The 22,218-nt window shown below is 65.3% G+C and carries 18 protein-coding genes; 11 read left to right on the top strand and 7 right to left on the bottom strand.

What is annotated here, in order from left to right; all coding sequences use genetic code 11:
• The first annotated feature begins 258 nt into the window (after nt 1–258).
• From WHH00_RS18090 to WHH00_RS18070, 5 genes are all read left to right on the top strand, one after another.
• Complete coding sequence (locus WHH00_RS18090; RefSeq protein WP_231454935.1) at nt 259–657, top strand: hypothetical protein; 399 nt, start codon at nt 259–261, stop codon at nt 655–657.
• 98 nt (nt 658–755) lie between these two features.
• Nucleotides 756–4,082: a DUF5107 domain-containing protein gene (locus tag WHH00_RS18085; RefSeq protein ID WP_406634969.1), complete on the top strand. Its 3,327-nt coding sequence runs from the start codon at nt 756–758 to the stop codon at nt 4,080–4,082.
• A complete protein-coding gene (locus WHH00_RS18080; protein WP_406634968.1) occupies nt 4,079–5,554 on the top strand; it encodes a cellulase-like family protein in 1,476 nt (491 codons plus the stop codon). Before WHH00_RS18085 ends, WHH00_RS18080 begins: the two co-directional genes overlap by 4 nt.
• Nucleotides 5,470–7,806, top strand: coding sequence for a beta-galactosidase (locus tag WHH00_RS18075; protein WP_406638674.1), 2,337 nt, complete (start codon nt 5,470–5,472; stop codon nt 7,804–7,806). Before WHH00_RS18080 ends, WHH00_RS18075 begins: the two co-directional genes overlap by 85 nt.
• 51 nt (nt 7,807–7,857) lie before the next feature.
• Nucleotides 7,858–8,727 carry an AraC family transcriptional regulator gene (locus WHH00_RS18070; protein ID WP_406634966.1) on the top strand — a complete coding sequence of 290 codons (870 nt, stop codon included), beginning with the start codon at nt 7,858–7,860 and terminating at the stop codon, nt 8,725–8,727.
• Between the two features lie 209 nt (nt 8,728–8,936).
• Here the strand turns inward: WHH00_RS18070 and WHH00_RS18065 are convergent, their stop codons facing one another.
• Nucleotides 8,937–9,806: a LysR family transcriptional regulator gene (locus WHH00_RS18065; RefSeq protein ID WP_406634964.1), complete on the bottom strand. Its 870-nt coding sequence runs from the start codon at nt 9,804–9,806 to the stop codon at nt 8,937–8,939.
• 86 nt (nt 9,807–9,892) lie between these two features.
• On the opposite strand from WHH00_RS18065, the gene WHH00_RS18060 reads away from it, so the two are divergent.
• On the top strand, nt 9,893–10,738 hold the full coding sequence (locus tag WHH00_RS18060; RefSeq protein ID WP_406634962.1) for an EamA family transporter: 846 nt from the start codon (nt 9,893–9,895) through the stop codon (nt 10,736–10,738).
• A gap of 404 nt (nt 10,739–11,142) precedes the next feature.
• On the opposite strand, the gene WHH00_RS18055 is transcribed toward WHH00_RS18060, so the two are convergent.
• The 3 genes from WHH00_RS18055 to WHH00_RS18045 all read right to left on the bottom strand — a co-directional run bounded on the left by WHH00_RS18055 (nt 11,143) and on the right by WHH00_RS18045 (nt 13,483).
• Nucleotides 11,143–11,688: a gluconokinase gene (locus tag WHH00_RS18055; protein ID WP_406634960.1), complete on the bottom strand. Its 546-nt coding sequence runs from the start codon at nt 11,686–11,688 to the stop codon at nt 11,143–11,145.
• A complete protein-coding gene (locus tag WHH00_RS18050) occupies nt 11,688–11,999 on the bottom strand; it encodes a putative quinol monooxygenase (protein ID WP_406634958.1) in 312 nt (103 codons plus the stop codon). Before WHH00_RS18050 ends, WHH00_RS18055 begins: the two co-directional genes overlap by 1 nt.
• A gap of 128 nt (nt 12,000–12,127) precedes the next feature.
• Complete coding sequence (locus WHH00_RS18045; RefSeq protein WP_406634956.1) at nt 12,128–13,483, bottom strand: NAD(P)H-dependent oxidoreductase; 1,356 nt, start codon at nt 13,481–13,483, stop codon at nt 12,128–12,130.
• 261 nt (nt 13,484–13,744) lie between these two features.
• Here WHH00_RS18045 and WHH00_RS18040 point away from each other — a divergent pair, with 261 nt between their 5' ends.
• The 5 genes from WHH00_RS18040 (at nt 13,745) to WHH00_RS18020 (ending at nt 18,926) form a co-directional block, all read left to right on the top strand.
• Nucleotides 13,745–14,773, top strand: coding sequence for a LacI family DNA-binding transcriptional regulator (locus WHH00_RS18040; RefSeq protein ID WP_066272886.1), 1,029 nt, complete (start codon nt 13,745–13,747; stop codon nt 14,771–14,773).
• Nucleotides 14,774–15,037: 264 nt separating this feature from the next.
• Nucleotides 15,038–16,066 (top strand): DctP family TRAP transporter solute-binding subunit, encoded by a 1,029-nt coding sequence (locus tag WHH00_RS18035; RefSeq protein WP_406634954.1) that lies wholly within the window; start codon nt 15,038–15,040, stop codon nt 16,064–16,066.
• A 13-nt stretch (nt 16,067–16,079) separates the two neighbouring features.
• The gene (locus WHH00_RS18030; protein WP_406634952.1) at nt 16,080–16,679 is read left to right on the top strand and encodes a TRAP transporter small permease; all 600 of its coding nucleotides are present in this window, start codon (nt 16,080–16,082) and stop codon (nt 16,677–16,679) included.
• Nucleotides 16,676–17,953: a TRAP transporter large permease gene (locus WHH00_RS18025; protein ID WP_066272894.1), complete on the top strand. Its 1,278-nt coding sequence runs from the start codon at nt 16,676–16,678 to the stop codon at nt 17,951–17,953. Before WHH00_RS18030 ends, WHH00_RS18025 begins: the two co-directional genes overlap by 4 nt.
• A 61-nt stretch (nt 17,954–18,014) precedes the next feature.
• Nucleotides 18,015–18,926, top strand: coding sequence for an NAD(P)-dependent oxidoreductase (locus WHH00_RS18020; RefSeq protein ID WP_406634950.1), 912 nt, complete (start codon nt 18,015–18,017; stop codon nt 18,924–18,926).
• A gap of 29 nt (nt 18,927–18,955) precedes the next feature.
• On the opposite strand, the gene WHH00_RS18015 is transcribed toward WHH00_RS18020, so the two are convergent.
• The 3 genes from WHH00_RS18015 to WHH00_RS18005 are packed head-to-tail and all read right to left on the bottom strand — an operon-like array spanning nt 18,956 to nt 22,217.
• The gene (locus WHH00_RS18015; protein ID WP_406634948.1) at nt 18,956–19,960 is read right to left on the bottom strand and encodes a 3-hydroxyacyl-CoA dehydrogenase family protein; all 1,005 of its coding nucleotides are present in this window, start codon (nt 19,958–19,960) and stop codon (nt 18,956–18,958) included.
• Nucleotides 19,961–19,962: 2 nt separating this feature from the next.
• Entirely contained in the window at nt 19,963–20,451 is a 489-nt protein-coding gene (locus WHH00_RS18010) for a ribose-5-phosphate isomerase (RefSeq protein WP_406634946.1), read from the bottom strand.
• Complete coding sequence (locus tag WHH00_RS18005; protein ID WP_406634944.1) at nt 20,448–22,217, bottom strand: dihydroxyacetone kinase family protein; 1,770 nt, start codon at nt 22,215–22,217, stop codon at nt 20,448–20,450. The genes WHH00_RS18010 and WHH00_RS18005 overlap by 4 nt, the downstream gene beginning before the upstream one ends.
• Nucleotide 22,218: the final 1 nt, after the last annotated feature.

The raw sequence follows: 22,218 nt of genomic DNA, 5'->3' as shown, positions 1-22,218 counted from the left end.
CCCTGCAGCTGCCTGTGCGAGGCCGGGAACTTGTCCAGACTTATGACGGCGCGGAGGCTGCGTAAAACGCCCCCTTTTTTGCGGGGTATGATTATGCCGCCGGCCGGCATGAGGTCCTCGCCCGAACAGGGCTCGAGTCAACGCAGTGTTGGATGATGTCCGCTCATTGAGCAGTGGCATCCGGCGAAACCAAACCCTTTTCATCACTGTCAAAGACCCTGCCCGGATACTGCGCGGGCAGCACCCTGAAAGGACCCCATGGAACTGCTGTGGGAAATCGCCGGCTGGGCCGGCGCGGCTGCGATTCTCAGCGCATACCTGGCCGTTTCCATGGGCTGGCTGAAGGCCGGCAAGGGCTTCCAGACCGCGAACCTTGTTGGCGCCGTCGCCTTCATCATCAACGGCACCTTCCACGGGGCCTGGCCTTCCGTGGTGACGAACGTGGCCTGGTTCCTCATTTCCGCCGTCGCGCTTGTCCGCATGCGTTCCGAAAGCAGCCCGCCGGTGGTGGCCGCGGACCCGCAGGTCCAGTTCCCGGGTGTCCCGGACACCACGGGCCAGATGGCCGTCGTCGAGGTTCTTACCGGTTCCATGGCTGCGGTTCCTCCATTGCCTGCCATGCCTGCCATGGCTGACGGGCAGCGCCTGGCGCACTGAACCGTCACATGATGCCGGTGGGCACCCGAAGAAGATCGTCCATATAGTTGCACTTTTCTGCCATGGGCAGCGGTGGCGTTTGTCCATAGCCTGAAGGGGTGACGGACGCCAACCACTCCAAGAGCCACATTCATTTGCCCGACGCGCCGCCGGACCAGCAGGCCGTCCTGGAAGCCGGCGGTGTTGCCTGCTGGAGCGAGCCGGTCTCCATCGACACCTACGCTCCCGGCGTGCCGGACCGGTACCCGATGTTCCTGGACCGCCGCGTGTACCAGGGGTCCAGCGGCAAGGTCTACCCGATGCCGTTCATTGACAGCATCGCCGGCTCGAAGGAACCCCGGCTCTGGCAGGCAATCCACCTGGAGAACGAATACCTGAGACTCATGCTGCTGCCGGAGATCGGAGGCCGCATCCACATCGGCTTTGACAAGACGGCCGGGTACGACTTCTTCTACCGCAACAACGTGATCAAGCCGGGGCTGGTGGGCCTTGCCGGGCCCTGGATCTCCGGGGGCGTGGAGTTCAACTGGCCCCAGCACCACCGCCCGGCAACCTTCCTTCCCGTGGAAACGTCCATCGAACGCGGCGGCAACGGGGCGGTGGTGGTGTGGCACAGCGACCTCGATCCGCTGCAGCGGATGCGCGGGACCCACGGGGTCCGGCTCAGCCCGGGCAGTTCGCTGGTCGAGGTGGAGGCCCGGCTCTACAACTGCACCGACGTGCCGCAGACCTTCCTCTGGTGGGCGAACGCCGCGGCCCGCGTCCACGAAAAGTACCAGTCGTTCTTCCCGGGGGATGTCCGCTACGTGGCGGACCATGCCCGCCGGGCCATCACGGCTTTCCCGCGCGCGGACCGCCCCTACTACGGTGTGGACTACCCCGCCCTGGCCGGGGAAGGCCATCCGGACGCGGACCGCATCGACTTCTATGCCAACATTCCCGTCCCCACCTCCTACATGGTCACCGACACCAAGGACAGCTTCTTCGGCGGCTACGACCATGCGGCGGGTGCCGGGTTCGTCCACTGGGCCGAGCGCGGCATTTCCCCGGGCAAGAAGCAGTGGACGTGGGGCAACGGTCAGGTGGGCAAGGCTTGGGACGCACACTTAACGGACGACGACGGCCCTTACGTTGAGCTGATGTCCGGCGTCTTCACGGACAACCAGCCCGACTTCAGCTACCTCGCCCCCGGCGAGACCCGCACCTTCAGCGAGTTCTGGTACCCGATCCGCGAGATCGGCCCGGCGCACCAGGCCAACCTCGCCGTCGCCGTCTCACTCCAGCTGGACGACGCCGGGCGCATCGCCACAGTGGGGGTCTCCAGCACGGCGGACCGGGCCAATGCCACGGTGGTGCTTCAACACCAAGGGCAGGCCATCCGGTCCTGGGATGCCCGGATCTCCCCGGCCCACCCCTTCGCGGAAGCGTGTGAGCTTGACGGCCCGGTTGAGGCTGCTGACCTCACCCTCCGCGTCCTTGACGGGGGAGCGGAGCTGTTGTCGTGGTCCCCGCCCCGGTCCGGCGATGCCCTGTCCGGAGATGGCCGGCCCGGCGATGCCGGGGAGGAGCCGTGGGTGGCCACGGAGCCCGGGCAGCCGGCGGACATCGAAAGCCAGGACGAGCTCTACGTCACCGGCACACACCTGGCCCAGAACCGGCACCCCACAAGGTCGCCCCTGCCCTATTTCGAGGAGATGCTCCGGCGGGACCCCATGGATTCGCGCGCATCGATCGCGCTGGGTGCAGCGAGATATGCCACCGGCCAGTACGCGGAAGCGCGGCGGCTGCTGGAGAACGCGCTGGCCCGGCTGACCCTCCGGAACCTCAATCCGCCCAGTGGCGAGGCCAGCTACCGGCTAGGCCTGGTGCTCGAGCGGACCGGTCAACCGGACAGGGCTGCCGAACACTTTGCGAAAGCCGCCTGGGACAGGGCCTGGGCGCATCCGGCCCACCTTGCGATGGCGCGCCTGGCACTCCGGTCGGGCCAGCCAGCCGAAGCCCTCCGGCAGGCCGAATTGGCATTGGGCCTGGACCCGGCCAGCCCTGCGGCAAAGCACCTGCTCTGCCTTGCGCTGCGCCAGCTGGGTCGCGGGGGCGAGGCCTCGCGTCTGCTTCAGGGCATCCTCAACGCCGACCCGCTGGACCCTGTGGCCCAGGCGCTGGACGGCTCTCTTGACGTTTCGGACCCCAAGACACCGCTGGCCGTGGCCTGCTGGCTCGCTGCCGCGGGCCAGTGGCAGCTTGCCCTGGACCTGACGGAGCAGCCGGCCCGGTCCGGCGACAAGGGGTTCGGCAACCCGGAGCCCCTCCGCCGCTACCTCCGTGCCGGCTGGCTGGACGAACTGCTGGACCCGGAAGCGGCGTCGAGGGAACGGGCGGCTGCCCGGCGGAGCGACACCACCTATGCCTTCCCTTCTGGACTGGACCAGTACGACGCCCTGCACCGCGCCCTCCAGGCTTATCCCAGGGACGCGGTGGCGCACGGACTGCTGGGATGCTGGCTGCTGGACGCGGGGCGCACCCCGGAAGCGCTTGCCCACCTGCAGGCCTCCATGGCAAACGGCTCGGAGGACCCCGTGGTCTGGCGGAACGCCGCGATAGCCCACGTGAACACTGGCGGGGGCCCGGCAGTTGCGGACTCCTTCTTTGAGCGTGCGCTGGAGCTGGGTCCTGATGATGCCCGGCTGGTGTTCGAGCGTGCCGTCCTGGCCGGCCTCCGGGGCGTGCCAGTCAAGGAGCGCATTGACGCACTGAAAAGGCACGGCTCCGCTGTGTTCCGGCGCGACGACCTCACCGTTCTCTATGCCAACCTGCTGGTTGACGCCGGCCGGGCGGACGAAGCCCTGGGCATCATGACCATGCGCAGCTTCCAGCCGTTTGAGGGGGGTGAAGGACTGGCCCTGGCGGCCTATGACCGGGCGTCCGTGGCGGTTGCGCGCGTGCTCACTGAGCAGAGTCCGACGGCGGCCGCTACCCTCCTGCGAGAAGGCATGGAGGCGCCGGCGAACCTGGGCGAAGGGCGGCACCCTGCCGGGAGCCTGGCCGAGCGTCTGGTGGCATTGGGGGACGCCCTCAACGGTGCAGGGGACGGTGAAGCGGCAGCCGAGGCATGGAAGCAGGCCTGCAATGAAGGCTCGCCGCTTGCCGTCGCCCCCGCTCCCGCGGGACCCGCTGACTACTGGAAAGGCGTTGCCTGCAGCAGGCTCGAAAGGCACGGTGACGCCGAACGGATCTGGCGGCAGCTCGAGGCCCGAGCCGATGAACTGGAAACCGCCCCCGCACTGCCCGACTACTTTGCAACATCCCTGCCCGAACTCCTGCTCTTCGACACTGACACGGCCGGAGCCCGCCTCGAAACAGCCGCACTCCTGCGCTCCCTGGCCGCAGAAGGCCGCTCCCACCTCAAAGAAAAGGCAAACTCTTGACCGACGCACCGAGATACCTCGGATCCGGAACCATGGAACGTGGCAGCGCTGCATCCCTGACGGGAGCGCCGCCGTCGCACCTTCCCTCCCGGCTGGTTATCAGCCTCTGGGACTTCTCCTGGTACACGCGGGCTGAAGAAGGCGGCCCCTACGCCAACCTGGATGCTGCCTGCGCGAAGGCCGCACAGCTGGGGTACAACACCATACGCATCTGCGCCGCCCCGCTGCTCCTCTTCGGCGCGCTCGGCCTCGACGACCTGGCCGTCGACCTGGAGATCGAGGGGCTCGGAACCGCGCCGGACGGCGGCTTCTACGGCCGCGGCACCCGCTGGTACGACGCTCCCGGCGGCTACCGCCTCAACCTGCGCGAGCGGCTGCTGGAACTCTTCGACGCCGCCGCCCGCCACGGCCTGGTTGTCATCCTCGCCAGCTGGGAATACCAGCAGTCACCGGCCTTCGCCCGTTCCCCGCGATGGTTCGAGGCGATCGACGCCGTCCCGCTCCAGGACAGGTACCGGGTCCTTGCGGATTCGTGGGACCGGCTCATCGGTGCGCTGACAACTGCGGGCCACCGGGACCGGATCGCCATGGTGGAACTGCACAACGAGGTGGACTTCTCCATCCTGCCCGCGCTCGCGGAGGGCGGCACCAGGGAACTGGAGCGTCTGCGGGGACTCCATCCCGACCTTCTGGTCACCGCAAGCTATGGCAAACCCCCGCACCTGGCCATGCACACAGTTCCGGACGGGCTGGGCGCAGCCCAGTTCCACGTCTACAGCTACGGTGTGCTGGATGCCCTCCAGCAGCAGATCGACATCAGGTCCGAGGGCGCCGCCGGCTTTCCCAACCCTGCCTTCCCCAACCCGGCCCTGGCCGCCCTCCTGCGCCCCGGCGCGCCCTCCGTGGCAGAGTACGGGCGGCTGGCCGAGTGGAAATACCGGGCAACAGTGGTTACGGACCAGATGTTCTACGGCTACGACTGGATTGATCCGGAGGCGTGGGACGCCTGGCTCTACAACAGGTTTGGCGAGTTCAGGGAGGTCATGCGGCGGGAAATCGAATCCCGGGTCGTTGCCATCGCCGCCTGGGCGCGCTGGAAGAACGCCCCCGCCGTCGTCGGTGAAGGATGGATCGGTTATACGCCCCTTCACGGCACGTTCGAGGAAGGCCCCATAGGGCGCGACCTCGCCGAACGCGGCATCCGGGCGGCGCTGGACCACGGGGTCTGGGGGATGGTGCTGTGTTCCAAACGCCGCGCCGCACCACCCGATGTGGGCCGACGAAGCGTGGCAACTCCGCATGAACCGCCTCATCCTTACCGCCCCCACAAGCTGAAAGAATCTTTATGCAGAACGAACAAGGGACCGTTGAGAGGCCCAGTGCGGGGATGGGCAGCGATGAAATGTTCAGCGCCGGGGTGCTCAGCGCCGCCCACCGGCCGCACGAGCTGGCACTGCAGTCCCCGCCCATGAGTAACAGCGAGGACCGCCACAAGAGGTGGCGGCTTACCAGCCAGTACATGGAACACGACGGCGTCCCTGCGGTGCCGGTCTCCGGGGAGCTGCACTACAGCCGCCTGCCCCGGTCCCGCTGGGAAGAGCGGCTGCGGCTGATGAAGGCCGGCGGCATCACCGTGGTGGCGTGCTACGTCTTCTGGATCCATCACGAGCCGGCCGAGGGCGAGGCCCGCTTTGACGGCAACCTGGACGTGGGCGCGTTCGTCCGGCTCTGCGCTGACGTTGGCCTGGACGTAGTGCTGCGGCTGGGTCCCTGGTGCCACGGCGAGGTCCGCAACGGCGGCTTCCCGGACTGGGTGCAGGCCGCGCCCGTCGGACACCGGACCAACGACCCCGCCTATCTGGCCATGGTGGAGCGCTGGTTCAACCGCGTGGGCACGGAGCTGGACGGCCTCACCGGCCCGGACAGCAACGTCATTGGCATCCAGCTGGAAAATGAGCTTTACGACCAGCCCCGGCACATAACGGAGCTTAAAAGACTGGCCAGCGCGGCCGGGCTGGGCGCACCCGTCTGGACGGCAACGGCCTGGGGTGCAGCCGATATCCCGGAGGACGACGTTATGCCGGTGTTCGGTGGCTACGGGGACGGCTTCTGGGTTGATGCCGACGCCCCGTGGGACCCCACCTTCCGGGAGCATTACTTCTTCAGCCACGAGTGGGATGACCCTGGGATCGGCGCGGACCTGCGTGAACACTTTTCGGGTAGCGGCGCGGCACCGTCCCGTTCCCCGTCCACGCTCTATCCGCCGGCAACGTGCGAACTCACCGGCGGCATGGCAACGGCCTACCAGCGGCGGCCGTGGCCCAGCGGCAAGGATGTTGCCGCGGTGGCCAACAACAAGATCGGCAGCGGCTCCGGGTGGCAGGGCTATTACATGTTCACGGGCGGAACGAATCCGCCCGGCGGTCTGCAGGAATCGCAGGCAACGGGCTACCCCAACGATCTTCCGGTGTTTGACTATGACTTCCACGCGCCCATTGGTGCGGCCGGAAGGCTGGCGCCGGGCTTCGCCGAACTGCGGAAGCAGCACGCCTTCCTGGCGGCTTTCGGTGCCCGGCTTGCCCCTATGCCGTCCACCTTGCCGGACAACCTTCCTGCAAGCATTGATGACAGGGAGACGCTGCGCTGGGCCATGCGATCGGACGGCCGGTCCGGGTTCCTGTTCGTCACCTGGCACCAGCCGCACATTCCCCTGCCGGATTACCCGGGAGCCCAGTTCAGGCTCCTCCTGGACGGGGAAACACTCATTTTTCCGCGCGGGGGCCTCACCATTCCTGCCGGAACCATCGCGCGCTGGCCAGTAAATCTGGAAGTGGCAGGTGTCCGCCTTAGCTGGGCGACGGCGTCGGCCTTCACACTGCTGGACCCGGATGGTGCGCCCACGCTGGTCCTCGCTGCCGAGCAAGGAATCGTGCCGCAGCTGTGCCTGCCGGAAGGGACTGTTCTGGTTGGTCCGGCAACCGCGCTGGACGGCAACGTGTACGCCATCGAAGCGGCCCACCCCGTGACCCTGACGGCGAGCTCGCCCGAAGGCTCCCTGGCTATCCTGGTCCTGCCCTCCCGACTGGCTGACCAGGCGTGGGCGTTGGAGACACCGCATGGGCGGCAGCTGGTCCTGTCCGCAGACCCGCTGTGGGTTGGTGCGGACGGCCGTCTGGCCGGCAGGTCGCAGGGGGAACCCGCTGTCCGGCGCTACTCCACTGCGGCCGGCGGGTTCGAGGACGTACGGACAAGCACCTTGAAGCCTGAACCCCTTCGCCGGACGCTGCCTGCCGAGCAGATCCGCGCCGCGAAGCCGGTCCCGGCGTCCTTCGGTTCGCTCGCCGGCCGCGCTGCCGCGCCCACCGGCTCTTCCATCGATGACTTGGCAGCCGTCTATGCGCTGGACCTGGGCGCGGCGGTACTGTCCGGGGAGCACACGGAACTGCAGGTTGCCTGGACCGGGGACGTTGCCCGCCTGGTGGTTGACGGGACTGTGGTGGGGGACAGGTTCTGGGACGGTTCCCCCTGGATCATCGAAACCAACGACGCCGGGATATGCCCGGGCTCGGACGTCCGGCTCCAGATCCTGCCGCTCGCCAAGGATGCGCAGGTTGGGCTGCCGGCCGAGGCGCAGCGCCGGCGGGACGCGGTTGCCGGAGACCTGGTTTCGCTGGACAGAGTGGAGCTCCTCCAGTGGGCAAGGTGGTCGGAGGAGCCCGCCTGAGCTGCGGCGTTGTGCCATAGCATGGACACTTCGTGGCGGAAGGAGTGCAGGGTGGAGCGGGCAACGGGGTTTCCCAACCAGCGCCTGGTGGTGGTTCCCCGGCCCCTGGTCCGTGAGGCGCTGGAGCGTCCCGTCACGCGGCGGCTGGTGGTGACCGACGCCGGCGTGTTTCCCGCCGCCGGGGAGCATGGGCGGTACCGGCCCCAGGGCGCGGACGAAACCATCGTCCTTCTCTGCGTCGCGGGGGCGGGGTGGGTGGAAACCGGCGGTGCGCGGTACGACGTCGGCAAGGCAACCGCCGTCGTACTTCCTGGCAACACCGGTGAGGCCCATGCGTACGGTGCCTCTGCTGAGGACCCCTGGACCATCTGGTGGTGCCACGTCCGCGGGTCCGATGTTGCCGAACTCGTTGAAGAATCGGGGGTGCGCACCGGCCGGCCCATCATCCCGCTGGTGGCGGTGGACCGGCTGACGGCCATGCTGGACGAGATCATTACTGCCCTGGAGCAGGACCAGTCGCCGGCCCGCCTGGTGGCCACGGCCGGGATGGCCTGGAAGCTGCTGGCCACCCTGGCGGTGGACCGCCGCCTCCCGGAACAAGGGACGCCGCTGCAGCAGGCCATGAAATTCCTCGAGGACCGGGTGGACGGTGCCATCCGCCTGCCTGACCTGGCCAGGGTGGTGGGTGTTTCGCCGTCGCACTTGAGCAAGTTGTTCCGGGAGGCGACGGGCGGGGGAGTGCTGGCTCACCACATTGCCCTGAAGATGGCGCGGGCCAGGCTTCTGCTAGACACAACCGACCTGACGATTGCCGATGTGGGCCAGGAGATCGGGCTGAACGACCAGTTCTATTTCTCGCGCCAGTTCCGCCGGCTGCACGGGGTGAGCCCCAGCGCGTACCGGGCGGACCGGAAGGGCTGAGGCGGGTGGGGAGTGGCTTCCGTGAGGTTGGTGCAGGGTCATGGCCTTGGTGTAGCGGAGGATCTGGACCCGGCGAGATGAGTGTCAGGTTCAGACCTAAGGCCTTTCGCGGGGCGGTGTCCGGAATGGGGCGCAGGGTCCTAATCTGACGTCTCATCGGCCAAACCTGACGTCAGATTAGCGTGTGCCCATCTGTAGGAGCTCCCGGCTCAGTGCGTAAGTTCTGGCGCTCCGTATAGGCTGCGGATGAGTTCGGCTGCTTCGGCTCGGAGCGCGGGAGGGTCGGTTTTCGACCAGGCTAGGTAGACGGGGACTGGCGGCGCGTCGCGGACGAGGCGATAGACCAATCCGGCCCTTCGGTATTGGTGTGCGGTGGATTCAGCGGTTATGCCGCGGGCTTTGCCGCTGCCGATGACCGTTAGCCAGTCGTCCACGTCATTGGTGATTACCGTCTGAACGGGTTGCTTTCCTTCGGGCCAGAGGTCAAGGCGGGTGCTTCCGGTACGCAAATCAATGGCCACCGTGGCGTCGCTGACTTGGGCGAGCGTGACCGTTCGTTTGGCTGCCAGGGGGTCCTCGATTGCCATTGCGCAGTAGCGTTTCTCGTATCCGGTGAGGACGAAGTCGAGGGTTCCTGGTTCCGGGGTGCGGCGCAGGATTGCAAGATCGGTTGTTCCTTCGGCCAGCCCTGCGGTAGGTGTGTTTGTCCTGATGAGCAGCAGGTCTTTGTCGGGGAAGGCGGCGGGCCACCTGCGTTGGAATTCAGGGGTGTGTCTGCCTAAGGCAGACCACGCATATCCGATCCTTACGGTGCTCTTGGAGGAGGACGCTTCCCGCTGAAGATCCTCCAGCGCAGAGAGGGCATGGCGGGCGCGACCTATCACGCGCTTCCCCGCGGGAGTAAGTTCCACGCTGCGGGTGGTCCGCACCAGCAACCGGACTCCTAATGCCCGTTCAAGAGCAGCGACGTTCCGGGAAACAGCGGCCTGGGAAATACCCAGCTCGATGGCCGCGTCGGTGAAGGTCCCAGCCTCCGTAACCCTGAGGAAGGATCTCAGGTGGCGTATCTCGAAGTCCATGGCCACCAGTCTATTCATGCAGGATCTGCATTAGTGGGTGTACTTATGCATTATGGGGGAGTGCGGCCGTTGCGGAGAATCCATTCATGGATAAAGCAGGGAAAGGGCGTCAGGGGCGGGCAACCGCCACGCTCGTAGCAAGTGCCCTCTCAAACCAATTGGGTGCGGCCAGTGGCTCGATGGCCTTTCCGGCAGTGGGCCCCGTCGGTGTTGTTGCAGTTCGTCAACTTGTTGCTGCCGCGGTACTCCTGCCGCTGGTCCGGCCAAGAGTCCGGGATTTCACGCTTTCCCAATGGTGGCCGATACTTCTGCTCGCGTTGGTCTTCGGAACGATGAACCTTTCGCTCTACGCCGCTATCGAGCGGATCGGCTTGGGACTGGCGGTGACGCTGGAATTCCTTGGGCCTCTGGCAGTTGCCTTAGCCACAACCAGAAGTAAAGGCAGCATGTTCTGTGCTGCCATTGCCGGTGCGGGCGTTGTTGCCATCACACAACCCGAGGCTTCCACAGACTACGCCGGAATGGGTCTTGCACTCATCGCGGCATCGAGCTGGGCCGCGTACATCCTGCTGAACAGAACGGTAGGTAACCGTATACCCGGCGTCCAGGGAACCGCCACCGCAACAGGAGTGTCAGCCGCACTGTTCCTCCCCATCGGGCTCACCATCTTCATTACCCAAAGACCCGACACCGCAACGGTGCTTTGCGCCGTCGCCGCCGGACTCCTGGCATCCGTCGTGCCCTATATTGCGGACCTGGTAGCCCTGCGCAGCGTCCCCGCCCACATCTTTGGCGTCTTCATGAGCATCAATCCTGTGTTCGCTGCGGCCGTCGGAGCCATCGCACTCAATGAGGAACTTGGCGCGGTGGAATGGGCCGGGATAGTCCTTATTGTCGGCGCTAACGCCTTCGCGCTGCGCCGTCAGCGCTGAAGCGGGAGCCGGGACCAGCCTGACAAGCACCGGGAAAGCCCCCTTTAGCGTGTACTACCCACCAATCTTCGGGTGCCGATAACGGATATTCCGTCAACCTGCCTCGGCCGGGCGAACTAACCTGCTCGCTGATCACGCGGCCGCAAATGGCGGCGACACTGATCCGTCCATGGCTGGGGTCAATTCAGGTTATCCACGGCTGGGAATCGGGAGCCGTTGGGCAGATCCTTGGCAGCAGTAGCGGTGGATAACCTACGAGAATTGTCCCCGGGCCGTAGGCGGGCGGACCGGACTTCTCGTTCAGACATAGATCAATTCCCATTGCTCCGAGGACCAGCCAAGAGCCAGGCGTCAGTTTTGGCTCTACTTGAGCTGACGTATCAACGCGCCCCAGGGGCGTCGGACTAGAAAATCATCTTTTCGTTCTGATCGGTACCTGCCGGCACTGCGAGACGTTCTTGGCTCGATTTCGTCAGAATCTGATCAACCAGTGCTTCAATGCCGCCTTCGGATATCAACGTCATTCCGGCTTCGGCTGTTTCCAGGGCTTCAAGTGTCTCCAGCTGTGAGGTGAGGAGGGATGGAGGCATGAAGTGTCCTGGGCGCTGGACCAGCCGCTCCATCAGCACCGAAGGGTCAACCTTTAAGAGGATGAACCTGGTGGAAGGAGCGGCGGCGCGGATCGCGTCGCGGTATGCGCGTTTCAGGGCCGAACACGCAACCACGATCCCATGCGGGTGTTCGGCCGCGAGTTCTGAGCCGACGAGGCGAAGCCACGGCCATCTGTCTTCATCGGTGAGCGGTACGCCAGCCGTCATCTTTTCGACGTTCGGCAAGGGATGCAGGTCGTCAGCGTCCTTGAAGGTTGCCCCGAGCCGGGCTGCCAGGGCAGCGCCGACCTCAGTCTTGCCTGCACCCGAGACGCCCATGACGACGATGGGGCGATGCACTACAGGGCTCCTTGTTGTGCTGTTCCTGCGGGGATGGGCGTCAGGCGGGTCACTTCGACAGGTTTTTCCAGCAGGCCTTCGAGGGAGGCGTTCAGGCGTTTGACCGGTTCGCCTTGGCCGTGGGCATCGAGCAGCGCAGCTGATTCCCACTTCTCGATCATGAAAATCTGGTTGTTTGGAGCTTCGTGGATCGCGTAGAGCAGGCAGCCGGGTTCCTGGTGCACTTCGCTGATTGCGGGGGAGAGGGCGGCGACGACCCGGTCGAAGGCGCCTTCCTTCGGACTGAAAGCAGCGGTGACGACGATGGTCATGGTGAGTTGTCCTTAGCTTTAAGGGTGCCCTTGAGGGGCGGGGAAGGGTCCTTGAGGAAGCGGCGCGGACCGATGGCTAAAGCCCGCCGGTCCGCGCCGAACACCCGCAGGGTGGTTTTCAGACTTAGCTACTTCGACGCTGTCGCAAGGGCAAGGGCAAGGGCTTCGGTTTCACGACGCAGTTCGAGGGCCTGGGCGAGGGAGTCGTCCATGATGACGTCTTCCCAGCGGACGATCCCGCCCTTGGCTACGTCATTGCGCAGTTCCACGTGGTGGGCCAGCGCGACCGGCAGTGCACCGGTAGTGACGGAGTGCTTCGCGGAAACGAGTTGGCCCCAGACGGTGTATCCGCCTTCGCCGTCAAGGAATTCACCGGCCTTGAGGTCTTTCTTGGCGGTGGCGACAACGTCGCCGAAGAACCCGATGGGTGAACCTGTGGGGATTCCGCGGAGGACGGCGTTGGCGATTGATACGTTCAGTTCCAGGCCCACATAGTGGTAGGGGCGGTAGAGGGCGGCGTACTGGCCGGTGGGGTCCGGGTGCCAGGGGTATTCGTTGAAGCAGCCGGAGACGTAGGCGTTCGTGGCCTTCACGACGACGAACACGCCTTCCTGAGTGTTGTGGGGGATCCAGGTGCCGTCGCGGTTAACACTGGACATGACGTCGACAGTGCCTTCGTGTGCGAGGGCTCCTCCGACGTCGGCGGGCCGGCAGATTGAGGCAATTTCCTCAACGTCTCCCGGCGTGAACGTCAGCCCGGTGTCAGAGGGGACCAGTCCCGCCCCGTTGGCGACGGCAGCCATCTCAATGGCGGCCTTGGTGCCGTCGCGGAAGGAGGTGTGCATGTTGGGGTTCAGCTGCCCGGAGTCGGTGAGTTCCTTGGAGAATTCCCAGTTTTCCCAGACGTTGTCGGGGTTCATCTCGTGGTAATGCTCAAGGAATTTGGCGCCCTTGCCGGCGCAGACGACGTCGAATCCGCTGGTGCGGGCCCAGTCGACAAGTTCCATGATGAGGGCCGGCTGGTCGCCGTATGCCATTGAGTAGACAACACCGGCTGCTTCTGCCCGCTTGGCAAGAGCGGGCCCTGCCAAAGCGTCGGCTTCAACCGTGACCATGATGATGTGCTTTTTCGTTTCGATGGCGCGCAACGCGTGCTTGACGCCAACGATGGGGTTTCCGGTGGCTTCCACGATGATGTCGATGTCGACGTCGAAAAGCTCGTCAGCATCGGCCACGATCGCGGTTGAGCGGTCCCTCAGGGCGGTTGCTATGTCGGGCGCGATCTGGTCTGTGGGCCATCCAACGAGTTCAAAAGCACCTTCAGCGCGCTTGACGTTGATGTCCGCGATGGCGACGACGTGGATGCCCGGGATGTTGTTTGCCTGGGCCAGGTACATCGTCCCGTAGCGTCCGGCGCCGATCAGGCCGACCCGGATGGGCTTTCCGTCGGCCTCGCGCTGGGTCAGGAGATGGTGCAGATTCATGGGTTGCCTTTCAAGGGATACGGCGCTGTTCCGGAAGGGATGCGGGCTGGTCTGGGATCAACCGCAGCTTTTGGGGCTCTTACTTTTCACCTTGCGTCTCGCCGCCATTGGTAGTGAGGCTGCGGAACAGGCGGGTCGAAACGAACTAAGGTAAAATAAGTGGAACCGGTACACTTTTATGTCACAGGGGCAGGCCCAAGGTCAAGCCCTAGGCTGAAAAAGGTTCCAGATGTCCAGGAAGTGCCAGACAAAGGAGTAGGCGTGCAGAAACAACCGACCATCCGCGATGTTGCCCAGGCGGCCGGGGTGTCCGTTGCAGTGGTCTCCCGGGTGCTGAATCCGGGGTCAGGTCCAGTCGCTGCAGCTACACGCAGCAGGGTAAACGACGTCATGAAGACCCTCGGCTACCATCCCCGCACGGCGGCCAGGGAGCTTAAGTTTGGCCCGCCTACAACGCTGGGGCTGCTTCTCGCCGATGTCTCCAACCCCTTTTTCGCCCGACTCGCGGACCAGGTGGTGCAGGAAGCGCACGCTCGCGGAATCCAGGTGCTGCTGATGACGACGCAGGAGGATGACCAGCTGGAGTCGGAGCGTCTGGCGACCCTGATCGAACGCAGGGTCAGCGGGATTATTGCTACCCCGACCGGCAACAACCTGGCCATCTGGAAGCAGCTCCAGGATCTGGGCACTGAGGTCGTTTTTGTCGACCGATCCATACCTTCGCTCCCCGAGGTGGACGTTGTCAGCATCGACAACTTTGAATCCGCCCGGTCCGCAACGGCGCTGCTGGCCGCCCACGGGCACCGCCGGATCGGAATCATCTCCGGGCCGGCTGCCTCCACTACCGGAAGGGACCGGATCGCCGGCTACCGGCAAGCCTTGGAGACAGCTGGCCTGGAGCAGGATGAGCTCCTCATCCGGCACGCCGCGTTCCGCGGGCCAGCGGGAGGAGACGCCGCCTCCGCACTGCTCAATATCGAGGAGCCGCCCACCGCTTTGGTGGTGGCAAACACCGCCCAGGTAACCGAAGTTCTGCGGCGCCTCTCCCACGCCGGAATCGACATTCCCGGCACCCTATCCGTCATCGTCTTCGACGATTCACCCTGGACCGAACTCATGACCCCGGCCCTGACGATCGTCAGGCAGCCCATAGATCTGCTCGCCCGGCATTCCGTGCAGCTCGCTTTGTCCAACACGCAGGGCAAGAGGTCGGGAAAACCCAACGTCATACGCGTAGCCGCCGAACTGGTGGAACGGTCCAGCGTCGCCCGGCTGCAGTTCTCGAAGTAACAAGCTGGCATCCGCTTCTCAATGGTTTACAGCCGCGCCCGCCCTGTGGTAAAAAAGTGTACCGGTTCCACTGACACCGCAATCTTCGACTCTGTCCTGTAGGCCGCGTCTGCAAGGCATTGGGCAAGCGGGATGAGGAAGCAGCAGGAGCAGCCCTTCTCGACCACATCCGCAAAGCCCGGGACGCCTTAATCACCGCCATCCAAGCTTCAGTACCCCTGTCCGTATCGGTCAGGAACCAGCACGTATTCAAAGGAGAATCAGATGCCAAAGCGCATCCTGGCCGCCGCAGCTGTGGCCGTTGCACTTACCGTTAGTACTGTCCTCACCGGTTGCGGCGGGGGTGCGACCGGCGGCGCTGGCGCGGCCAGCACAACCGTGCGCCTCGGCCTTGGGGACCCCGCAGCCTCTTCCATGGGCGTGAGCGCAAAGCACTTCGCTGAGAAGGTAGCCGAGCTGAGTGACGGCAAGGTGAAGGTCGAGACGTTCCCCGACGGCACCCTCTTCGGCGGGGACCAGAACGCCGCCGTCAACCTGCTTGGAAACGGCACGCTGGACTCGACCATCATGTCCACCTCGGTGTACGCGTCCTTCGAGCCGAAGATGAATGCGATCAGCCTTCCCTACCTCTTCAAGGACCAGGAGGAGGTCACGAAGTACCTCGAAGGCGAGCCGGGCAAGGAACTGCTGGGCTCACTGGACAAGCTGGGCATCAAGGGCGTGTCCATGCTGACCCGTACTCCGCGGCACACCACCAACTCGGTGCGTCCCATCACCCAGCCCGAGGACTTCAAGGACCTGAAGCTCCGCGTACCTCAGAATGACCTCTGGGTGAAGTTCTTTGGCTCAGTCGGCGCCAACCCGACGCCGATGGACTTCAAGGAGGTCTACACCGCCCTGCAACTCGGCACTATTGACGGCCAGGAAAACCCCCTGGAAGTTCCAGTGAACAACAAGTTCTTCGAAGTCCAGGACTACCTCTCCCTGACGAGCCACATCTCCGACGCCTTTGTCCTCGGGTTCAGCAAGAAGAAGTGGGACTCCTTCGATGAGGACACTAGGAAGGTCTTGCAGGAAGCTGCAGACGACACCGCTGACTTCAAGACGAAGTACGACACCGACGAAGCCACGAAAACCCTCGAGAAGCTGAAGGGCGAAGGCGTGAAGATCAACGAGCTGACGCCCGAAGCCAGGGAAAAGTTCCAGGCGGCAGCGCAGAAGGTCTACCCCGAGCTTGAGGGCAAGGTCGGCAAGGAATTCGTCCAGTCAAGCCTTGAATTCCTCGGACGTTAAGGTGACGGGTCCAGTGCAGGAGACGAGTCCGGTGCATGATGATGGAACCACCCCAACCCGGGGGGCCGAACACCGGGCGGCCGAAGATAGCACCAAGGTGGTTCCGGTAAGCGAAGTCTCGGAACCTCATGGCCTGATCTGGAAGGCCGTGGATGCTCTCCTCTTCGTCGGAATCTGCGCGATGCTGCTCAGCCTTGCTGCCCAGATGGTCAGCCGGCAGATGGGAGCCTCGCTGTCATGGACCGAGGAACTGACCCGTTTCCTGTTCATGGACACCACCTTCTTGGGGATGGCAGCAGGCTTCCGGGCCGCCGTGCACCCCCGGGTGAACTTCGCGGTGGCGTGGGGACCAGCCTGGCTTAAGCAGGTCAGCATGCATCTCTACGCCATCTGCGGGACCGTGTTCTTCAGTGTCCTGATCTACAAGACGTGGGAACTGATGCTGCAGCAGTACGCCGCCGGAGAGACCAGTCCTGCCCTGGGACTGAAGATGTTCCTGGTAACCCTGCCCCTTGTGATCAGCGCGGCACTGGCCATCGTTGCCCACATCACGACCGTCTACTTCTCCCCGTATATGCGTAAGCGGATCCTCGAAGGAGAAATGATCGCATGAGCCTGACCCTGCTGGGCATTTTCCTCCTCCTGCTGCTGCTGGGCGTTCCGCTCTCAGTCTCACTCGGCATTGGCGTCATCGCCACGCTGCTGATCTTCGACATCCCCCTTGACCTGTTGCCGCAGTCGATGATGAGCTCCATGAACAGCTTCCTGCTGGTTGCGGTCCCCTTGTTTGTCCTGGCCGGTAACCTGATGGCCGGAGGGGGTATTTCGGACCGCATCTTCCGTGGCGCCGAAGTCATCTTCGGCCGCTTCCGTGGCGGCCTTGGCCAAGTGAACATCGCATCGAGCGCGATCTTCGGCGGCATCTCCGGTTCCTCGGTTGCCGACATTGTCAGCCTCGGCAAGATCGAGATCAAGGCCATGACTGACCATAAGTACCCGCGGCCCTATGCGGCAGCGATGACCATGGTCACCGCTACCCTGTCCTCACTGATACCGCCGAGCATCCTCATGATCATCGCCGCCTCGACCGCGAACGTGTCGGTAGGCGCGGCACTCGCGGGAGGATTTGGACCGTCCATTGTCCTGATCCTCGTCCTGATGCTTGTGAATTTCTTCCTGTCGGCACGCCACGGTTACGGCGAGGTCTCAAGGACACCTTTCAAGAAGGGCCTTCGGATCGTCCTCGAAGGAATCCCGGCCATGGGCGGCCCGGTGATCATCCTGGTGGGCATGTTCAGCGGAATCGTCACGCCCACGGAGGCGGCCGCCGTCGCCGTCTTCTACAGCCTGTTGGTTGGCATCTACGTCTACCGGGACATGAAGTGGCGCCAAATGCCCAAGATGATCGTGGACGCCGGGCTCACCACCGGCACCATCCTGCTCATCGCCATGATCGCCGGCGTCGCCTCTTATATCTTCACCATCGACGGGCTGCCGGCAAAGGTCAGCAGCTGGCTGCTGAGCGTCAGCACTGACCCCACCATCGTCATGCTGCTGATCGGCCTGATCCTGATCATCATCGGAACCGTGATGGACAAAGTCGCAGCCATCCTGCTTTGCACGCCGGTGCTCATGCCCGCGGCCGTGTCTTCCGGGGTGGATCCCATCCACTTCATCGTCTTCCTCGTCGCTGCCCTTGCCGTTGGCCTGGTCACGCCGCCCGTGGGCGTCTGCCTGTTCGCGGCGTCCTATGTCAGCGGGCTGCCGATGGAGAAGATCGTGAAGGCCGCGGTGCCGCTCTACGCGGTCATGGTGGTTGCCATCGTCATGCTGGCCATTTTCCCGCAACTTATCCTGTGGCCGGCTGATCTCCTGACCGACCAATAACCGCTGCCCTCAGTTCGCAACCCAAAACGTACCTGCACGCCCTAATCCCTAAAGGATCCCAATGCCTGAACATGACCACCCAGCGCTTGCCCTGATGGGATTAGGGCCGATGGGGGAACCCATGGCGCGCCGGCTCCTGAAGGGCTACGGCGAGCTGACAGTTTGGAACCGAACTGCTTCGAAGGCCAAAGCCTTGGTGGGCCTGGGTGCCCGCGTTGCGGCCTCACCTTTTGAGGCGGCCGCTGACGTTGTTCTCACCGTGTTGCCGGACCTGGGCCACGTCGAATCGTTGCTTCCGGGAGACGAGGGCCTGATAGCCGGATGGACAGCTAGGGGCATCAGCAGCCCAATACTCGTCGTGCACGGGACCGTCTCGCCGGGGGCAGTGGCGGCCTTCGGCGAACGGATGCTTCGCGACCATGGCGTCCGGGTCCTTGACGCCCCCGTCAGCGGCGGCACCGTGGGCGCCCAGGACGGCACCCTGAGCATCATGGTGGGCGGGGACGAGGACACGTTTAACTCGGTCACCCCGGCGTTCCAGTTCATGGGCAGCACCATCCGGCACATGGGCCCTGGAGGTTCGGGCGCATTGGCCAAGGCCTGCAACCAGATCGTGGTCGCCGGCACGGTCACGGCAGTTTCCGAAGCCATGCTTCTCGCGCGCGGCGGGGGACTCGATCCATCCGTCATGCTTGAACTGCTCCGGGGCGGGCTGGCCGACTCCGAAGTGCTGCGCCAAAAAGGGCACAGATGGATTGACGGTGACTTCACAGGTGGCGGCAGCGCCCAAAACCAGCTGAAAGACCTCAACTTCGTGCTGGGGGCGGCTGGAGCAGCACACCTGGAGCTACCCCTGAGCACGGTAATCAAGGATCTTTTCGAGGATATGATCGGGCGGGGGGACGGCGCCCTCGACCACACCGGAATTTTCCGGACGCTGGCTCAGCGCAGCAGCGCTCTCACGGAGACCTGAAAACCCTCACGAACAGCGAGAACCCAACCTCACCCAATAGGCGCCGGCCCCAGCTCATCAAGCAGCTTCTGCATGGCCACGTACGCCTTGTTGCGGTAGGCGATCAGCTCCGGGGTGCGCTCCGCGGGGACGTTGAGGAAGCCGGCGCCGGTCTTGGTGCCGAGCTTCCCGGCCTCCACCAGGTCGCTGAGGATTTTAGGGGTGGCGAACCGCTCCGGGAACTCCTTCTGCAGGGACTTGTAGCAGAAGTTGTACACGTCCAGCCCGGCCATGTCCGCAATCGCGAACGGTCCGAAGAAGGGCAGCCGGAAGCCGAACGTGGTGCGGACCAGGGTGTCCACGTCGTCCGCCGTCGCAATGCCCTGCTCCACCAGCTGCGCCGCCTCGTGGAACAGCGCGTACTGCAGCCGGTTCAGCACAAACCCGGTGGCGTCCTTGACCACGGCGGTCTGCTTGCCGGCGGCGTGGACCAGCTCACGGACGGCGCCCACAGTGGAGGCGGACGTCCCCGCATGCGGGATGATCTCCACGCCGGGAATGAACGGCGACGGGTTCGAGAAATGCACACCCAGGAACCGCTCCGGGTTGCTGACCGGCCCGGACAGTTCGGCGATGGAGATGGTGGAGGTGTTGGAGCCGATGATGGCGTCCGGGCGCGCAGCGGCGCTGATCCGGGCCAGCGTCCGGTGCTTGATCGCCAGGACCTCGGGCACCGCCTCCTCAATGAAGTCCGCATCCGCCACGGCCTCCTCAATGTCCTTCGCGGCCCACAGGTTCTGTTTCAGGATCTCGGTGGAACCGGCAGGGAACAGCCCATCGGCCACAAACTGGTCTGACTCGACCAGGAGCCGGTCGTAGTTTCCCTGGGCCACCTCGGCGGACACATCGGAAAGAGCCACGCGCGCACCGCCCAGCGCCAGGACCTGCGCGATCCCGCCGCCCATGTAGCCGGAGCCCACAATGGCGATCTTCCGCGCGCCGGGAGTGCCAGAGACGCCGCCGGAGCTGGTGAGGGTCGATAAATTTTCGGTCATGGTCAGACTGCTTTCGTGGATTCGGGTTCGTAGGAGCAGATGGCGTCCACCTTCGCAGCGGAGGCCGAGGCCTCGTCAAACCGGTAGCCGAGCCATTCGCCCACCAGTTTCTTGGCCAGTTCCAGGCCGATGACGCGCTGGCCCATGGTGAGGACCTGCGCGTTGTTGCTCAGCACCGAGCGCTCCACCGAGTACCCGTCGTGGGCCGTGACCGCCCGGATTCCCGGGACCTTGTTGGCCGCGATGGCCACACCCAGTCCGGTGCCGCAGATCAGCAGGGCGCGGTCCGCCTCGCCCTGGGCCACCTTGCGGGCGGCGTCGACGGCGACGTGCGGGTACGCGGTGGTGTCGCCGGCACCAACGCCCACGTCCAGGACGGACGCAACGCGGCTGTCAGCCTCGAGCATCGCCTTCAGCGCGTCCTTGTACTCGACGCCGGCCTCGTCGTTTCCGATGACGATCCGCCATCCCGCCGCAGCGCCGGCGCTCATGCCTGGGCCCCTTGTCCGGCAGCCACAGCGGCCGCCCTGGGAGAGGACAGGGGTGGCGAAGACTCGAAGTAATCAGAGACCCGGGTGGCGATCAGCGCAAAGGACACCGCTCCCGGATCCGGGTGGCCCAGGCTCTTTTCGGCCAGCGGCCGCGCCCTCCCCTTCAGCGGGCGCAGGGATGCGGTGGCGTCGGCCGCCTGCCGGGCGGCGGTCACCGCGGAGGCCAACGCCCCGGTCACTGGCGTGCCGCCGTCGAACGCCGCAACGAAGGCGTTCCGGAAGGGAAGCAGTGCATCCACCATGGTCTTGTCGCCCACATCAGCCTTGCCCAGGGTGGTGACGGCGTCCGCGAAGGCGGTCACTGCGGCCGCCGCGTCCCCGCCGCTGTACGAGTCCTTGTTGCCGAGGGCCCGCCCGGCCGCCGCCAGGGCGGATCCCCAGAGCGCCCCCGACGTGCCGCCGGCGCGCTCACTCCACGCTTCGCCTGCCGCGGTAAGGACGCGGCGGACCGAAAGTCCCGCGCCACCAGCTTCACCGGCCGCCGCCACCGCGGCGTCCACGCCCCGGCGCATGCCGATGCCATGGTCGCCGTCGCCGGCAATGGCATCCAGCCTGCCCAGTTCACGTTCATGGTCGACGACGGCGTCCCTCGCCTGGGCGAGCACGTCGGCTGCCAGCCTGCCCAGCCCGGCTGCTGCCGCCGTCGTATCTTCCTCCTCGGCGGCCAGGGCGCCCTCCGTTGCGGCCAGCTCCCGGCGGGCCCGCGGTGCCAGGCTGCCCTTGCGGTACCCGGGGGTATCGGCCGGGGCCGTCCAGAAGCGCTCCAGCTCGTCATCCAGCCACAGCAGCGTGAGGGACAGGCCGGACATGTCCAGGCTGGTCACCAGTTCCCCGCACTCCGGCTCCACCACGGTCAGGCCTGCGCCCGTGAGGAGTTTGTCGATCTTGCCGAAGAGCAGGAACAGTTCCTCGTACTTCACCCTGCCCAGCCCGTTGAGGATGGCCACTACCCGGTCCCCGGCATCATCGGGCTTGTCCCGGAGCAGCCCGGAGACGAGCAGTTCGGCGAGTTCGGACGCCGTGGGCATGGGATGGTCCGAGATCCCCGGTTCGCCGTGGATGCCCAGCCCCAGCGACATTCCGCCGGCCGGCACGTGGAACAGCGGCTCGGCAGCACCCGGCAGCGTGCAGCCGTCGAAGGCCACTCCAAGGGAGCGCGTGCGGTAGTTCGCCCGGACTGCGAGACGTTCGACGGCGTCCAGGTCCAGTCCCGCTTCGGCTGCTGCACCGGCGATCTTGAAGACGGTCAGGTCCCCGGCGATGCCGCGGCGTTTCTCGATCTGGTCCAGCGGGGCGCTGGCGATGTCATCGGTGACCAGGACGGTGCGGGTCTCGATGCCTTCAGTGTTGAGCCGCTGCTGTGCCTCGCCGAAATGGATCACGTCCCCGGCGTAGTTGCCGTAGCTGAACAGCACGCCGCCGCCGGCGTTGGCCGCCTTTGCCACCCGGTACGCCTGCCCGGCGGAGGGCGAGGTGAAAATGTTGCCGCACACCGCACCGGCAGCGAGGCCCGGCCCCACCAGGCCGGCGAAGGCCGGGTAGTGGCCCGAACCGCCGCCCACCACCACGGCCACCTGGCCGGCGGGCACCTCGGTGGAGCGGACAACGCCGCCGTCCACCCTGGCCACGTAGCCGCGGTTGGCTGCCACCAGGCCGTCCAGTGCCTCCTCCGCAAAGTCTGCGGGGTTGTCAAAGATCTGGGTCATG

Source organism: Pseudarthrobacter quantipunctorum (assembly GCF_045291495.1).
GTDB classification, from domain to species: domain Bacteria; phylum Actinomycetota; class Actinomycetes; order Actinomycetales; family Micrococcaceae; genus Arthrobacter; species Arthrobacter quantipunctorum.
The sequence above is the reverse complement of the archived record's forward strand: the minus strand, read 5'-3'. Positions and strand labels throughout refer to the sequence as shown.

What these genes read in the sequence shown, in the direction of transcription:
- WHH00_RS18025 (WP_066272894.1), top strand. Translation starts at nt 16,676, where the DNA reads ATGAGCCTGACCCTGCTGGGCATTTTCCTCCTCCTGCTGCTGCTGGGC.
- WHH00_RS18050 (WP_406634958.1), bottom strand. Translation starts at nt 11,999, where the DNA reads ATGACCATCGTCGTCACCGCTGCTTTCAGTCCGAAGGAAGGCGCCTTC.
- WHH00_RS18090 (WP_231454935.1), top strand. Translation starts at nt 259, where the DNA reads ATGGAACTGCTGTGGGAAATCGCCGGCTGGGCCGGCGCGGCTGCGATT.
- WHH00_RS18045 (WP_406634956.1), bottom strand. Translation starts at nt 13,483, where the DNA reads ATGAATCTGCACCATCTCCTGACCCAGCGCGAGGCCGACGGAAAGCCC.
- WHH00_RS18065 (WP_406634964.1), bottom strand. Translation starts at nt 9,806, where the DNA reads ATGGACTTCGAGATACGCCACCTGAGATCCTTCCTCAGGGTTACGGAG.
- WHH00_RS18015 (WP_406634948.1), bottom strand. Translation starts at nt 19,960, where the DNA reads ATGACCGAAAATTTATCGACCCTCACCAGCTCCGGCGGCGTCTCTGGC.
- WHH00_RS18035 (WP_406634954.1), top strand. Translation starts at nt 15,038, where the DNA reads ATGCCAAAGCGCATCCTGGCCGCCGCAGCTGTGGCCGTTGCACTTACC.
- WHH00_RS18060 (WP_406634962.1), top strand. Translation starts at nt 9,893, where the DNA reads ATGGATAAAGCAGGGAAAGGGCGTCAGGGGCGGGCAACCGCCACGCTC.
- WHH00_RS18010 (WP_406634946.1), bottom strand. Translation starts at nt 20,451, where the DNA reads ATGAGCGCCGGCGCTGCGGCGGGATGGCGGATCGTCATCGGAAACGAC.
- WHH00_RS18020 (WP_406634950.1), top strand. Translation starts at nt 18,015, where the DNA reads ATGCCTGAACATGACCACCCAGCGCTTGCCCTGATGGGATTAGGGCCG.
- WHH00_RS18075 (WP_406638674.1), top strand. Translation starts at nt 5,470, where the DNA reads ATGGGCAGCGATGAAATGTTCAGCGCCGGGGTGCTCAGCGCCGCCCAC.
- WHH00_RS18005 (WP_406634944.1), bottom strand. Translation starts at nt 22,217, where the DNA reads ATGACCCAGATCTTTGACAACCCCGCAGACTTTGCGGAGGAGGCACTG.